Genomic DNA, 14,669 nt, shown 5'->3' on the forward strand with positions numbered 1-14,669 from the left:
TTCAATGAAGATCAAATCCATCCTCGGACACCTGTATGTCCAGGTACTCATCGGAGTCGCCCTCGGCGTCGTTGTGGGCGCGCTGTGGCCGGACCTCGGTTCGTCCCTCAAGCCCATCGGCGACGGCTTCGTGAAACTCGTGAAGTTCATGATCGCCCCCATCGTGTTCTGCACCATCGTCGGAGGCATCACGTCGCTGAGGGACACCAAGAAGGTGGGCCCCACCCTGATCCGTTCGCTGGGCCTCTTCTACGCGCTGACGGCACTCGCCCTGGCCCTGGGCCTGGCCGCGGTGACGCTGTTCCAGCCCGGCGCCGGGATGCACATCGATCCCACGCATCTGGACTCCTCGGTGGCGCAGAAGTACACCACGCAGCTGCCCAGCAGCAACCCCGTGGACTTCATCCTCAGCATCATCCCCACCACCTTCGTTGGCGCCTTCGCCGATGGTGAAGTCCTGCCCGTGCTGGTCATTGCACTGCTGTGCGGCTTCGCCTTCAGCAAGCTCGGCGCACCGGGCCAGCTGGCCCTGAACGTGGTCAACAGCTTCAACAAGCTGCTCTTCATCATGTTTGGCTACATCATGAAGGTGGCTCCGCTGGGAGCCTTTGGGGCCATGGCCTTCACGGTGGGCAAGTACGGCGCCCACTCCATCGGCAACCTCGGCATGCTGATCCTTGCCTTCTACGCCGCCTGCATCGTCTTCGTGGTGGTTGGCCTGGGCATCCTGGCCAAGGTGACCGGCTTCAGCCTGTGGCAGATCCTGCGCTACTTCAAGGACGAATTCCTGATCGTCCTGGCCACGTCCTCCAGCGAACCGGTCCTGCCGCGCCTGCTGTCCAAGCTCGAGCGGATCGGCTGCGACCGCAGCGTTGTAGGACTCGTGGTCCCCACCGGTTACTCCTTCAACCTCACCGGCACGGCCATCTACCTCACCCTGGCCTCCATGTTCATCGCCCAGGCCTGCGACATCCACCTGAGCTGGGGCCAGATCCTGCTGATGCTCGGCATGATGCTGCTGACCTCCAAGGGCGCGGCGGGCGTCACCGGCAGCGGCTTCGTGGCCCTGGTGGCCACCCTGACCGTCATGCCCACCCTGCCGGTGGCCGGCGTGGCCCTCATCGTTGGCATCGACCGGTTCATGAGCGAGGCTCGCGCCCTCACCAGCACGGTCTGCAACATCGTCTCCTGCGTGGCAATCGCCAAGTGGCAGGGTGAGCTGGACATGGTCAAGCTCCGCTCCGAACTCCAGGCGGGCTTCGTGCCCACCGAGGCGGAAAAGGTCCAGCTGGCCGAACCGGCCCTGGCCCACTAACCGGCCGCCAAGCCACCACCCCAGTGTTTGCCCGGGACCCAGGAAGGGGTCCCGGGCAAATCCCTGAGCGGGGTACTACTGCACAAACCCCCACGGAAAGGATCCGCCAATGAGCCAGCGCCAAACGGAGCAGGACACTGCAGAAGACTGCGATGAAGGCACCTGCTTCTACTGCCAAAGCCCGGAAACCGACTAGCACCCAGCTGTCGGACCCTACACCCACTGCTCCCATACCGTCAGCTTGAGGGTGATGCTCCCGGACGAACCAGCCACCACAGCACCAGCCCCCACGGAAGGGTCGACGACGGCACCCACCCTGCCGCCGTCGTCGTCCCGTCCGGCAAAACCAGCCTTCCAATTAAAGCCAGCCCCGCGGGCAAAACCGGCCCAGCGCATCACGCCCGGACCGCCTCAGCAGCCTCATCGGCGGTACGCACCGGCGTTTCCAGCCCCAGGTGCTCGCGGAGCGTGTTCCCGCGGTACTCCGTGGGGTACACGCCGCGTTCCTGGAGTTCCGGGACCAGATGGTTCACGATGTCATCCAGGCCGGTGGGGATCAGCCACGGGGAAATGTTGAATCCGTCCACGGCGCCCACCCGCGCGTACTCGGCCAGCTGGTCCGCCACCTCAACGTACGAACCGGTGAAGGTGGAATCGATCCGCGCGGTCTTCGAGGTGACGAACTGCCGGATGGACAGCCCCTTGTCCTTGGCTTCCGCCCGCCACTGGTCCGCCAGCTGCCGGGCCTTGGCGCCGTGGAAACCACTGCCCCGGGTTTCAGACGTTTCCTCCACCACCGGATCGATCTCCGGCAGGGGGCCGTCCGGATCGTAAGAGGACAGCTCGCGGCCCCAGAACTGCTCCAGGTAGGCAATGGCCTGCTGCGGGCCGATCTGCAAGCTGCGCACCCACTCCTTCTTCTCAGCGGCTTCGGCGGCAGTAGGCGCCAGGATGAACTCGCTGGCCGGCATGATCTGCACGGCGTTGGCGCCACGGCCAGCGGCCACGGACCGCTCCACGAGGTCCTTCCGGAAGTCCACGGCGTCGTCGAACTTCGGGTGGGCAGAGAAGATCACGTCCGCCTGCCGGGCTGCGAAATTGCGGCCCTCCGGCGAGTCGCCGGCCTGGAACAGCACCGGCCGGTACTGGGCGCTGCGCGGCAGCCGCGGCGTGACGTCCACCGTGTAGTGCTGCCCCCGATGCAGCACCCGGCTGGCAGGGCCGTCCGGCGTTTCCCATGAATCCCAGATCCGCTTGGCTGTCTCCACGAATGCTTCAGCGTGCTTGTACCGGTCGGCGTGGTCCAGGTAGCCGCCGCGGCGGAAGTTCGCACCGGTCCAGGCGTTGTCAGTGGTCACGATGTTCCACGCCGCGCGGCCGCCCGAGATCAGGTCCAGGGAGGCGAGCCGGTGCGCCAAATCGGCGGGATCGTTGTAGGTGGTGTTCTGGGTGGCCACCAGGCCGATGTTCTTCGTCACCGACGCCAGGGCGGCGAGCATGGTTTGTGCATCCGGCCTGCCCACCACGTCCAGCGCGTGCGGGCGGCCCAGGTGCTCCCGCAGGCGCAGCCCCTCGCCCAGGAAGAACGCGGCGAACAGGCCCCGCTCCGCGGTCTGGGCGATCCGGCGGAACGATTCGAAGTCCGTCTGCGAGCCCGATTCGGCGGCCTTCCAGATGGTGCCCGAGTTGACGCCCTGGAAGAAGACCCCAAACTGGATCTGGCCGCTCGGGGTGAAGATCTCGGATTTAGCACGGGTGTGCTGTGTCATGTTTTTCCCTTACTTTCCGGCGCCGGCAGGCGCAGCAGCGGCGGCGGTTGCATAGCGGCTGGCCGGGCGCTCCAGGCCGAGCAGGTCGCGGAAGGTTCCGTCCTGCGCCACCGGGCGGAGTGCTCCGCGGCGCCGCAGTTCCGGAAGGACCAGCCGGCCCAGTTCCTCCACGTCAACAAAGAGCGACGCCGGGTGCAGCCGCACGCCGTCGGCCTCCTTTAGAAGGTCGGCGAGGAAGTCGGTGAGGCCGGCCGCAGAACCTGCGAAAGCCGCCCGGCCGCCGTCGAACGATGCGTCCCGCGCAGCCGCGTCCTGGCCGCGGGCGTCCAGGACGACGTCGAGCTCGGCGATCACGGCAATGGACGCCCCCACCCGGGCCCGGACGTCGCGGACCTCAGCCGCCAACAGTTCCGCTGCGGGCGCGGACACCAGCACGGCATCCACCGCGTCCGCCCGGACTTCGCCGAGCAGGGACGCGGGAACCAGCACCGGCAACTGCCCCTGGAGCGGCCGCGGAATGATGGATGGCCCCTTGACCGAGTACCCAACACCGGCAAACCCGGCAGGCGTCTGGAAATCAACGTAGTGCAGCTTGTCCACGTCGATGTACCGGCCGGTGGCAACGTCGCGGATCACGGCGTCGTCCTCCCAGGAATCCCACAGCCGGCGGGACACCTCGATGGAGGCGGCCGCTTCCTGGCCCAGCGCCGCGCCGGTGACGGCGGAACGGCCGACGGCGGCAGCCGCTTCAGGTGCGTCGGCGGCGGTGGCGATCCACCCGGCCCGGCCGCGGGACACGTAGTCCAGGCTGGCCAGCTGGGTGGAGACGTGGAAAGGCTCGGTGTAGACGGTGTCCACCTCCGGGACCAGCGCAATGGTGTGCGTCACCGGCCCCGCGAAGGCTGCCCGCTGCAGGGCGTTGGCCCGGGCGGGAACCGGTGCGTCGGTGAAGGTGGCGGCGTGGAAGCCGGCCGACTCCGCTGCCAGCACGGCGCGGGCAAGGTCCGCACCGTCCCAGCCGGCGCCGTCGAGCTCGATCGCCAGGAAGCCCGGCTTTTTGAAGGTACTCACTGCTGGTCCTGACGTTCGTAGGGAATCTTTTCGCCGGCTTCGATGGCCACGGGCAGCCGGTTTTCGGCTGGCGGCAGCGGGCAGGTGGCCAGGTCCGTGTAGGCGCACGGCAGGTTCACGGCCCGGTTGAAGTCCAGCACCACGGACCCGTCCGCGGCGGGCACCACCGAGAGGGAGCGGTTGGCCGCGTAGGTGGTCTTGCCGGAGGTCTGGTCGGTGAACAGCACGGACAGGGAGCCGGGCGCGTGGCCGTTGAACGCGGTCAGCGCCAGCTCCTGGCCGGCCAGCTTGAAGCGGATTTCCCCGGGTGCCTCGTAGACATGCTGGATGCCTTCCACGGCTGCACCCACGGTGGTGGGCCGCGGCGCCTCGAACGGCACGAAGGTTCCGCGGACGGCATAGGCAGCGTCCGGGGAGTAGGCGGGCGTGCCTTGGTAGGCCTGCAGGAGCGGGTTTTCGGGGTGACGCGGCCGCACGATGTACTCGCCGCCCCGCTTGGCCAGTTCAATGACGGTCTCGCCGGAGACCAGGTTGATGCCGCCGCGCTCTTCGACAGGCCCGAACTCCAGCGATGCGCCGGCTTCGGTGTTCAGCTCCGTGCCGTCCTGCTGCAGGCTGTCACCCGGTTCCAAAAGGACGCGGACGACGTCGGCCGCCACGCTCCAGGTGCCCGGGGCGCCTTCCAGCCGGGCGGGTTCGCTGCCCAGCCAGTGCAGGTGGGTCACCGCCAGGAAGCCGTGCGGGTGGGCGCGCTGCTGTTCGTGGGCGGCGTGCCATTCCTGCCAGTCGGTGTCGAAGGACTCGAGGGCGGTTTCAGTGTGTACGGCGTTCATGAGGCCTTCCCGGACGGTGCGGCGGTGGCCGTTGCCTGGGTGGCCGCGAAATTCTCATCGGTGATGGTCTTGGATTCGGGCAGGGCTTCCTCGGACAGGCCCCAGCGCTCCAGCACTTTGCCGTAGGAGCCGTCCTTGATGGCCGAGTTGAGGGCCTCGGAGATGACCGGCGCCAGGCCGTTACCGCGCAGGGTGGTGGCTGCCACCAGGGTTTCGGACGGCCAGCCTGCGTTCACTTTGCCCACCACCTTCAGGTCGTCCCGGGTGTTTTCCCGGTACACGGTGGACGGGTAGGGGGCGATGTTAAGGTCCGTCCGGCCGGAGGAGAGCGCCAGGATGGTGTCGGCGTCGGACGAGTAGTACTGCAGCGTGGCCGGGGCCTTGCCCTTGGCCTCCAGTTCCTTGTTCCAGGCCAGCAGGATCTTCTCCTGGTTGGTGCCGGACCCCACGGAGACCTTCAGGCCGGAGATATCGTCCGCGCCCTTGATGTCATAGGTGGCCGACTTCTTGGCCTCGAAGCCCATGTACGCGGCGCGGTAGCTGGCGAAGTCGAACAGTTTCACCCGGTCCTTGTTCACGCCCACGTTGGAGAAGACGGCCTCAAAGTCGCCGGACTGGGTCTTCAGCGGCCAGTTCTCCCAGGACGTGACCTGCACGTCCAGCTCCAGGCCCAGTTTGTCCGCCACCAGCTGGGCAATGTCCAGCTCGGAGCCGATCGGCGTCTTGTCGTCCGTGGCGTGGAAGGACAGCGGGATGGAACCGGCCGTGGTGGCCACCGTCAGCTTGCCGTCCTTGCTGATCAGGGCGGGAACCTTGGCGGCGAGCGCCGGGTCCTTCTCCGCGCGGATCCGCTGCTGGTCCGGGGACGTGTTGTAGACCACGCCGTTGCGGGCCGCCGTCGTCTGCGCGCCGCCGCTGGGGTTGCCGGCGGCCGAAGCACCGGGGTCGGCGCACCCTGCCAGCGCGGCGGTGCCAAGGAGGACGACGGCGGGAAGCACCGCGAGCGCGCGGCTGCGGCGGAGGCCGGGGGTGGAGAAAGCCATGGGAGAGGTCCTTAGATGTTGAAGGCCGGTTCCAGCACCTTGGAGAAGAAGCTCCGGGTGCGCGGTTCCTGGGGGTTGCTGAAAATTTCCTTGGGGGTGCCCTGTTCCACGATCTGGCCCTGGTCCATGAACACCACGGTGTCCGCCACGTCGCGGGCGAAGCCCATCTCATGGGTGACGATGATCAGCGTGGTGCCGGACGTTGCGAGTTCGCGGATGACGTCCAGCACTTCGTTGACCAGCTCGGGGTCCAGTGCGGAGGTGGGCTCGTCGAACAGCAGGATCTTGGGATCCAGGGCCAGGGCCCGGGCAATGGCGACGCGCTGCTGCTGGCCACCGGAGAGCTGCCGGGGATAGGCGCCGGCCCGGTCCTTGAGCCCCACCCGGTCCAGGAGTTCCAGGCCGCGGCGGCGGGCGTCCTCCTTGGACCGCCCCTGGGCCACGACCGGGGCTTCCGCCACGTTCTCCAAGGCAGTGAGGTGCGGGAACAGGTTGAAGTTCTGGAACACCATGCCGATGTCGGTGCGCTGTTTCAGGATCTCCTTTTCGCGCAGCTCGTGCAGCCGGTCGCCGCGGAGTTTGTAGCCCACCAGCTGTCCGTCGATGGTGATGTGGCCGCCGTCCACCTTTTCCAGGTGGTTGATGGTGCGCAGCAGGGTGGATTTGCCGGAGCCGGAGGGGCCCACGATCACGGCCACCCCGCCCGGTTCCACGGTGAGGCTGACGCCTTTGAGGACTTCCGTGGGGCCGAAGGATTTGCGCACGCCGGTGATTTCCACCAAGCCGCGGGTGGCTGTGGGGGCGGTGAGGGTGTCAGTCATCAGGAGTTCCTCCGGTTGGGCACTGCCGCGTGGGTGGCGAAGAATTTGCGGGCCTTCTGCAGGGGCGTCAGCGGCAGGTTCCGCACCGCGCCCTTGGAGTAGTGGCGTTCGATGTAGTACTGGAAGACGCTCAGCACGGAGGTGATCACGATGTACCAGAGCGTGGCCACCAGCAGCAGCGGCAGGACCTGCTGGGTGCGGTTGTAGATGACCTGGACTGTGTAGAACAGCTCCGAGTAGGCCAGGACGTAGACGATCGAGGTGCCCTTGACCAGGCCGATGATCTCGTTGAAGGCGGTGGGCAGGATGGCGCGCATGGCCTGCGGCAGCACGATCCGGGTGGAGCGGCGCCAGGCGGGGATGCCCAGTGCGGCCGCCGCCTCCAGCTGGCCCTGGTCCACGGACAGGATGCCGCCGCGGATGATCTCCGCGGAGTAGGCGGCCTGGTTCAGGGTCAGGCCCAGGACGGCTGCGGCGAACTGGCTGATCAGCGTGGTGGTCTGCACTTCGAAGAACCGGACATCGGTGAACGGGATCCCCAGGCTGATCTTTTCGTACAGGTAGCCCAGGTTGTACCAGAGGAGCATCTGGACCAGCAGCGGCGTGGACCGGAAGATCCAGGAGAACGTCCAGGACACCGAGACCAGCAGGGGCGAGGCCGAGAGCCGCATCAGCGCCAGGATGAAGCCCAGCACGAACCCGAGGACACCTGAGATCGCCGTGAGCTTCAGTGTTTCCACCAGGCCGTTGACCACGGACTGGGCGGTGAACCACTGGGCCACAACCCCCCATTCCCAGCGCGGGTTGGTGGCCAGCGACCATGCCACGGCCAAGACACCGAGCGCGACGACGGCAGTCCCCACCCAGCGCCACGGATGCTTGGCGGCCACCACCCGGTAGGACGAGTAGTCCTTTGCCACCCGGGGCGCCACCTCCGTGGCGGAGCCGCCGGCGCCGGACGTGCCTGTTCCTGCCGGCGGCGCTTCCGCCGCCGGTACCGGCTGCGACTGTTGGGACTGCGCCACCCCTGTTGCTGAACTCATGCGCCACCTCGCTTCTCGTGCTGGGTTTTCCTTGTGGGCCGCTGCCCGTCGATACGGGGCGTGGCGGCCGGTGCTGGCTGCAAATCTAGGACCGGCCGGAACGGGCCAGCAAGGCGGCAGGTTGCAATACTTCACGGGACTTCGCACGGCGTCATGCGTCGGTTTTTTGCGTCCCTTAACGCGCTGTGACGCGGCGTTAACGGCCGTGACCAGGCGCTCGACCGGCGTCGTCACGGCTGCCTAGCATGGGCAATCAACCCAGCCCCGGCCGTCAGGAGTACCTATGCCAGCCAGCATCCCGGCCATCGTCTTCATTGGCGGCGGACCGCGCACGGCGGGCGTGCTCGAACGGATCGCGGCCAACCGGCCGGACGTCTTCGCCGGCCCGCTGCAGCTCCATGTGGTGGAACCGCACATCCCGGGTTCCGGCCGCATCTGGCGATACGACCAGGACCCGGGCCTCCTGCTTAACTCCATGGCCGCGGACATCACCATGTTCACCGACGATTCCGTGGACTGCGCCGGACCCGCGGCCCCCGGTCCTGGCCTGGCCGAATGGGCAGCGGGCGTGCTGGATGCCTCCATCATCGACGTCCCGGACTTCCCGCAGCCCCTGTGGGACCAGCTCCGGGCCCTCACCGGCACCACGTTTCCCACCCGCCGGCTGCAGAGCCAGTACCTCGAGTGGTTCTTCCGCCGCGCCGCCAAATCGCTGGGCCGCAGCGTCACCGTGCACCGCACCACGGCCGTTGGCATCACGCCCCGGCCCGGCGGCGGGCACGACGTCGAGCTGGGCAACGGCCGCACCCTGCACGCGGACATCGTGGTGACGGCGCTGGGCCACACGGATTCCCGCCCGGACGCCGTGTCCGCGGAGTTCTCGGACTTCGCCGCCCGGCACGGCGGCTACCACGCGGCACCCAGCTACACCACCGACGTCGACTACTCCCCCATCAGCCCGGGGCAGGACGTGATCGTCTCCGGGATGGGCCTGGCCTTCGTGGACCTGCTGGTCCTGCTCATGGAGGGCCGCGGCGGCAGGTTCCAGGAAACGTCCGACGGCGGGCTGCGCTACCTTCCGTCCGGGCGCGAACCACGGCTGTGGGCCGGCTCCCGCCGGGGCGTGCCCTACCACTCCAAGATTTCGGGAGCCCTGCGCGGACAGGCGCCGGGGCCGCTGCAGTTCTTCACGGCCGCTGCTGTGGATGCCCTGCTGGAGCAGCACGGAGAACTGGACTTCCGCCGGGACCTGTGGCCCCTCATCGCCAAGGAAACCGGCTACTGCTATTACCGCGAGCTCCTGACGGGCAGCCCCGAACGTGCCGCCATGGGGTGGAGCGAGTTCGCCGCCCGGTACGCGGAGCTGGACTGGTACAGCGGCGGGCGCGAAGCGCTGGTTGCCGCCGCGGTCCCGGACCCAGAACTGCATCTGGACCTGGAGCGGCTGGACCGGCCCTTCGACGGCCGGGCCTTCACGGGCCACCAGGACGTGCAGGACGCCGTGGCCGGCTACATCGAACACGACCTTGCCTTGCGTGACAGCCCGGACCATCCGGAGACGCTCGCGCTGTTCCTGGCCCTGCTGCACGTATATATGGAAGTGGGCCGGGTGGTTCCGCCGGAGCGGTTGAACGCGCGCTCCCAGCAGGTGGTCCACGGCTGGTGGCACGGCTTCTTCAGCTTCGTCGATTCCGGACCCCCGCCGCACCGGTTGCGCCAGATGCTCGCACTGCACCGGGCCGGCCTGCTGCAGTTCCTTGGCCCGGGACTGGACGTGACCGCCGACGAAACCACGGGGACCTTCGTCGCCACATCGCGGCAGTCCGGGGTCACGGTGTCAGCGACGGCACTGATCGAGGCACGGCTCCCGGCCACGTCCGTGGCCCGCTCGCTCAACCCGGTGCTCGCCTCGCTGCACCGAACCGGGTTGGGCAGCGAACAGCAGCTGCTGACCTCGGACGGCATCCACTCCACCGGAAAACTGCTGGTCTCGGCCCGGCACCAGCTGGTGGATTCCGACGGCGCAGCCCAGCCCACCCTCTTCGCCGTGGGTCCGGGAACCTCCGGGTGGGGCGCCGGCGCCTTCGCCCGCCCGCACACCAACGCCGCACCGTTCCGCGAAAATGACGCCTTGGCCCGGACCGTCCTCGCAGCTGCCCGGGACCTGGCCGGCGCGTCCGCCCCGGCCCCCGAAGAACCGGTAGTTTCAGAACCAGCAACTCCCCAGCCAGCCGCCGTCGGAAAGACCTGATCCGTGACAAGGAATGACCAGTGACCGCAGAACCCGGCCTCCGTCCCAGACCTCTGGACCCCAACGCCCTGACGGTCCTCAGCCTGCCCATGCACGATCCCCGTGTCCGCCCGCTCCTGGACGAGCTCGCCGTCGAATATGACACCCGCTACGGGGACCTGTTTGGCCGCGGCGCCGCGGCCGAGGAACTGAACCGCTACCCGGCGGCCGAATTCGAAGGCCCCCATGGCGCCCTCTTGGTGATCCAGGAAAATGGCGAGTCGATCGCCGGCGGCGCGTTCCGCCGGTATGACCCCGCCACGGCGGAACTGAAACGGATCTGGACCCACTCGGCCCACCGCCGTCGCGGGCTGGCCCGCGTGGTGCTCGCCGAACTCGAGGCCCTGGCGGCCGCCCGAGGCTACACCAGGCTGTACCTCACCACCGGGCCACGGCAGCCGGAGGCCAAGCACCTCTACCTGAACACCGGTTACCAGGCGCAGTTCGACCTTGCGGCGGACCCGGAAACCATCGGGCCCCTGGCGTTCACCAAGGAGCTGCCCGCAGGGCCGCTGAACTGACCGGGCGGGTACCGTCCCATCCGGGGCAGCCCGCCGCTAAGCTAACGCCATGGCCACGAAAACCACAGCAGAGAAGCTTGCCACCATCCAGCAGGGCTACACGCTGGAAGGTGCCACCATCGAGCTGGGGGCCGCCATCATCGACGGCGAACTCCACAAGGACGCGCCGGTTCGGTTGCCGCTGGCCATGATGAACAGGCACGGACTGGTGGCCGGCGCCACCGGTACGGGCAAGACCGTCACGCTGCACATGATGGCCGAACAGCTGTCCACCGCCGGCGTCCCCGTCTTCCTGGCCGACATCAAGGGCGACCTCTCCGGGTTGGCGACAGCCGCCGTCGGGAGCGACAAACTGACCGCCCGCACCCAAAGCATCGGCCAGCCCTGGGCGGGGAAGGCGTTTCCGGTGGAATTCCTGGCGCTCGGCGGGGACGGCAACGGTGTCCCGGTCCGCGCCACGGTCACCTCCTTCGGTCCGGTCCTGCTCGCCCGGATCATGGAGCTGAACGACACCCAGGAATCCAGCCTGCAGCTGGTCTTCTATTTCGCGGACAAGAACGGCCTGGAGCTCGTCGACCTGAAGGACCTGCGTGCCGTCATCCAGTTCCTCACCTCGGACGAGGGCAAGGACAAGCTGGAGGAACTTGGTGGCCTGTCCAAGGCCACTGCAGGGGTGATCCTGCGCGAACTCGTGAACCTGGAGGCGCAGGGGCTGGAGAAGTTCTTCGGTGAGCCGGAATTCAATACCGCCGAGCTCCTCCGCACTGCTCCGGACGGCCGCGGTGTGGTCACCTGCCTGGAACTGCCCACCCTGCAGACCAAGCCCATGCTGTTCTCCACCTTCCTCATGTGGCTGCTGGCGGACCTGTTCGAGGACCTGCCCGAGGCCGGCGACCTGGACAAACCCAAGCTCGTGTTCTTCCTCGACGAGGCACACCTGCTCTTCAACGGCGCCTCCAAAGCTTTCCTGGACGCCATCACCACCACGGTCCGGCTGATCCGGTCCAAAGGCGTGGGGATCTTCTTCGTCACCCAGACCCCCAAGGACGTGCCCGCCGACGTCCTGGGCCAGCTGGCCAACCGGGTCCAGCATGCCCTGCGCGCCTTCACCCCCGAGGACGCCAAGGCGCTCAAGGCCACGGTGTCCACCTTCCCGGTCAGCGACTACGACCTTGAGGAAATCCTGACCTCGGCCGGAATCGGCGAGGCCGTTATCACCGTCATGAATGAGAAGGGGGCGCCCACGCCCGTTGCCCTCACCCGGCTCCGCGCGCCGGAATCCGTGATGGGTCCTGCCGAGGACGCGCTGGTGCGGAGCACGGTGGCCGGCTCGGCGCTGCTGGGCAAGTACGGGACGGCCGTGGACAACCCGTCCGCCTACGAAAAGCTCACCGGCAAAGGGGCGGCACCCACCGGCCCGGCCGCGCCGGAACCGTCCGCCGGGATGCCGGGGGGCCAGTCCGCGCCGGCGGCCTACGACGTTGACGCCGAGGCCCGCCGGATCGAGGAGGAGATCCTGGGCCGGCCCAGCAGCCGGCCCGCGCCAACCCCGGCCCCAGCAACCCGCGCTCCCCGGCCGCCCGCCGAGCCCCAGCCTCAACCCGAGCCCGGCGGCATGATGGGGGACCTGGGCGGTGTGCTCGGCGGCACCCTGGGTGGCGGCCTGAAGAGCATGGCGCGGTCCATGGGCACCCAGTTGGGACGCGAACTGCTCCGCGGCGTGTTCGGCACCTCTTCCACCCGGCGCCGCCGCCGCTGACTCCGCTGCGCCGCTCAGTCCGGTGCTCTGCTGCCGCCTGGCCGCCGGTACGCGCTGCGCGCCGACGTCAGGCCCCACCCGCTGACCCTGCCGGCCCCCGCCGTCGGGCCTTATCGGTGTCCCGCCCGCCGGATTAGGGGGGACACCAACTTTAGAGTGCGTCCGCACTGCCGTTACTGTAAGAAACGTGCAGATGAGTCAAGCGTTGGTGAGGATCGCGGCCGGATGGCTGCTGGGCCTCATGCTTGCCATCGCCGGAGCCGTCGTGGCCATCAATATCGTCAACAACACCGTGGCCAGTCCGCAGCAGCCGGTCAGGGAGTACCTGGACGCACTCAGGAGCGGTGACGGCGGACGGGCGCTGGGCATCCTGCGCGCCACTGTCCCGCCCGGCAACGCCGCGATGCTTGACGGCAGCGGGCTGCAGACGGCCGCGTCCCGGCTGTCCAACGTCGACGTCGGCGATCCCGAGGAACGCCCCGGCAACCAGGTGATGGTGCCCCTGGAGTACACGATCGACGGCAGCCGGCTCCGCACCGAGTTCCTGCTGCAGAAGACCGGCACCGAGTGGCTTTTCTTCAACACCTGGGCTTTTGTCCCGTCCCGGCTGCCAACCGTGGACATGACCGTGGTTAACGGCAACGAGGCCACCGTCAACGGCGTTCCGGTGAACATGCCGGGCGGCCGCAACTCCTTTGCCGTCTTCTATCCCGGCGAGTACGAGGCATCCCTGAACGGGCAGTACTTCTCGGCGCCCGCCACCCGCGCCACCGTCACCTCCAAGGACTCCCCGGTGGCTCCGCTGAACCTGTTGACCCAGGCCACGGACAAGCTGAAGAACGATGTTGCGGCCAAGGTCCGTGAATTCCTTGACGGCTGCGCGGCAGAGGCGGTCAAGGAACAGAAGCTCCAGCCGGATTGCCCCTTCTACTACGCCAGCAACAACAGGGTCCAGGACGGCAGCATCAAGTGGACCGTGACCGAGTACCCGGGCGTATCGGTGGAACCGTTCGACGGCCGCTGGGTGGTGGCACCGCTGGACGGCAAGGCCAAGGTGGAGGCGCTCCAGCAGAATGCCTTTACCGGGGCCTGGTATCCCCTGGATGCGGAGGTGGACTTCAGCTTCACCACCCGTCTGGACGTAGCCGGTGACACCGTCAAGGTCACCCCGATGCTGAGCTTCTAGGCCCCTCCCCTACCCGTGCCAGACTGGCCCGGTTTTAAAGCCCTCACTGCCTTAGTCTTGGCAGCATTAGACCCAATAACGGCGAAAACTGGGCTGGTTTGGCTGCGGCCAGCGGAGGGAACCCCGCGCCAGCACCTCTTGCACCTGCAAAAGGACAGATTCCGGGGCGTGGACCACGTCATCGTAGAAGAACCTGAGTACAGGCAGGCCGCAGCGCACCGCCATGTTGTCCCGGCGGCGGTCCTTTTTGAATTGCCGTGGTTCAAGATGGAAGGCAATTCCGTCGATCTCCACGATGAGGAATCCCTCCAGCAGAAAGTCCACACGGCCAATGCCGTCAATCCAGACTTGGGTTTCGGTGGCTATGCCCGCGTCCCTAAACAGCACCCGAGCCAGCGTCTCCAGCAGCGAGTCTGCGCCGCGCTCCACTTTGGACACAACGGTCCGTGCCTTGCCGCACCGCTTCCCGTCCAGATGCCGGAGAAGGTACGACAGCTCGATATCGCCGCGGTTGAAGGCACACTCCACCATCACGAGCGACTCAAGCTCGGGCAGGCACAGCAGCGCATGGAGGAGAACATCCGGAAGTGCCGCCAGGGTCCGGTGGGGTGGCGGCTGTGTCAGGGGCAGGCGGTGGCTGATGCAGCGGACTGCACTTCGCCCGTTGCTTTGCCAACAGTGGGGCCGTGTGGCGGGCCGCAGCTGCCACAGGCCGTACTTAGGCGCGGCCGAGGCACACGTCAACAGACCACGTACACGGCCGGCGGCCACAAACTCCGGGTCAGCGCCCGGCACGGCCAGCAGCCCTTGCCCCAGCCGGACCACGGAGCCGCTGCGGATCGCCCGCCGGAGCCCTGTCTCTGTGCCGCCTTCCGCCAGCACATCGCGCCGCAGCAGGACTCCGCCGGCTGACGTGATGATTTCCGTGACGTCCATCCGACAACACTGCTGGGAGTCGGGCGCTGACGGGAGGAGAAAGTCAGCCTATGTGGATACTGGCCCAGTTCTTGGCACGGCA

At 67.8% G+C, this 14,669-nt stretch carries 13 protein-coding genes; 5 read left to right on the plus strand and 8 right to left on the minus strand.

From position 1 onward, the window contains the following. Positions 1-4 precede the first annotated feature (4 nt). Complete coding sequence (gene dctA, locus AC4EEV_RS10070; protein WP_018763858.1) at positions 5-1,315, plus strand: C4-dicarboxylate transporter DctA; 1,311 nt, start codon at positions 5-7, stop codon at positions 1,313-1,315. A gap of 213 nt (positions 1,316-1,528) precedes the next feature. On the opposite strand, the gene AC4EEV_RS10075 is transcribed toward dctA, so the two are convergent. Genes AC4EEV_RS10075 through AC4EEV_RS10105 form a run of 7 tightly spaced genes read right to left on the minus strand, consistent with a single transcriptional unit; the run spans position 1,529 to position 7,895 of the window. Then, the gene (locus AC4EEV_RS10075; protein ID WP_133831985.1) at positions 1,529-1,711 is read right to left on the minus strand and encodes a hypothetical protein; all 183 of its coding nucleotides are present in this window, start codon (positions 1,709-1,711) and stop codon (positions 1,529-1,531) included. Beyond that, positions 1,711-3,084, minus strand: a complete 1,374-nt coding sequence (locus tag AC4EEV_RS10080; RefSeq protein WP_491330819.1) for an NtaA/DmoA family FMN-dependent monooxygenase — start codon at positions 3,082-3,084, stop codon at positions 1,711-1,713. The genes AC4EEV_RS10075 and AC4EEV_RS10080 overlap by 1 nt, the downstream gene beginning before the upstream one ends. 9 nt (positions 3,085-3,093) lie before the next feature. Next, positions 3,094-4,155: an LLM class oxidoreductase gene (locus AC4EEV_RS10085; RefSeq protein ID WP_285320202.1), complete on the minus strand. Its 1,062-nt coding sequence runs from the start codon at positions 4,153-4,155 to the stop codon at positions 3,094-3,096. Further along, complete coding sequence (locus AC4EEV_RS10090) at positions 4,152-4,988, minus strand: DUF1684 domain-containing protein (protein ID WP_491330820.1); 837 nt, start codon at positions 4,986-4,988, stop codon at positions 4,152-4,154. The genes AC4EEV_RS10085 and AC4EEV_RS10090 overlap by 4 nt, the downstream gene beginning before the upstream one ends. After that, the gene (locus AC4EEV_RS10095) at positions 4,985-6,031 is read right to left on the minus strand and encodes a transporter substrate-binding domain-containing protein (RefSeq protein ID WP_491330821.1); all 1,047 of its coding nucleotides are present in this window, start codon (positions 6,029-6,031) and stop codon (positions 4,985-4,987) included. Before AC4EEV_RS10095 ends, AC4EEV_RS10090 begins: the two co-directional genes overlap by 4 nt. 11 nt (positions 6,032-6,042) lie before the next feature. Then, positions 6,043-6,852, minus strand: a complete 810-nt coding sequence (locus AC4EEV_RS10100) for an amino acid ABC transporter ATP-binding protein (RefSeq protein WP_018763852.1) — start codon at positions 6,850-6,852, stop codon at positions 6,043-6,045. Then, positions 6,852-7,895 carry an amino acid ABC transporter permease gene (locus tag AC4EEV_RS10105; protein ID WP_018763851.1) on the minus strand — a complete coding sequence of 348 codons (1,044 nt, stop codon included), beginning with the start codon at positions 7,893-7,895 and terminating at the stop codon, positions 6,852-6,854. The genes AC4EEV_RS10100 and AC4EEV_RS10105 overlap by 1 nt, the downstream gene beginning before the upstream one ends. A 283-nt stretch (positions 7,896-8,178) precedes the next feature. Between AC4EEV_RS10105 and AC4EEV_RS10110 the strand changes: the two genes are divergently transcribed. The 4 genes from AC4EEV_RS10110 to AC4EEV_RS10125 all read left to right on the plus strand — a co-directional run bounded on the left by AC4EEV_RS10110 (position 8,179) and on the right by AC4EEV_RS10125 (position 13,651). After that, entirely contained in the window at positions 8,179-10,146 is a 1,968-nt protein-coding gene (locus AC4EEV_RS10110; RefSeq protein WP_491330822.1) for an FAD/NAD(P)-binding protein, read from the plus strand. Between the two features lie 20 nt (positions 10,147-10,166). After that, positions 10,167-10,706, plus strand: a complete 540-nt coding sequence (locus AC4EEV_RS10115; RefSeq protein ID WP_285320197.1) for a GNAT family N-acetyltransferase — start codon at positions 10,167-10,169, stop codon at positions 10,704-10,706. A 49-nt stretch (positions 10,707-10,755) separates the two neighbouring features. Next, positions 10,756-12,465: a helicase HerA-like domain-containing protein gene (locus tag AC4EEV_RS10120; protein ID WP_491330823.1), complete on the plus strand. Its 1,710-nt coding sequence runs from the start codon at positions 10,756-10,758 to the stop codon at positions 12,463-12,465. Between the two features lie 193 nt (positions 12,466-12,658). Further along, on the plus strand, positions 12,659-13,651 hold the full coding sequence (locus AC4EEV_RS10125; RefSeq protein WP_196803377.1) for a hypothetical protein: 993 nt from the start codon (positions 12,659-12,661) through the stop codon (positions 13,649-13,651). A gap of 66 nt (positions 13,652-13,717) precedes the next feature. Here AC4EEV_RS10125 and AC4EEV_RS10130 read toward each other — a convergent pair whose 3' ends face one another. Next, positions 13,718-14,587, minus strand: coding sequence for a DUF559 domain-containing protein (locus AC4EEV_RS10130; RefSeq protein WP_109045426.1), 870 nt, complete (start codon positions 14,585-14,587; stop codon positions 13,718-13,720). Positions 14,588-14,669: the final 82 nt, after the last annotated feature.

It is taken from the genome of Pseudarthrobacter sp. MOO14 (assembly GCF_058267675.1).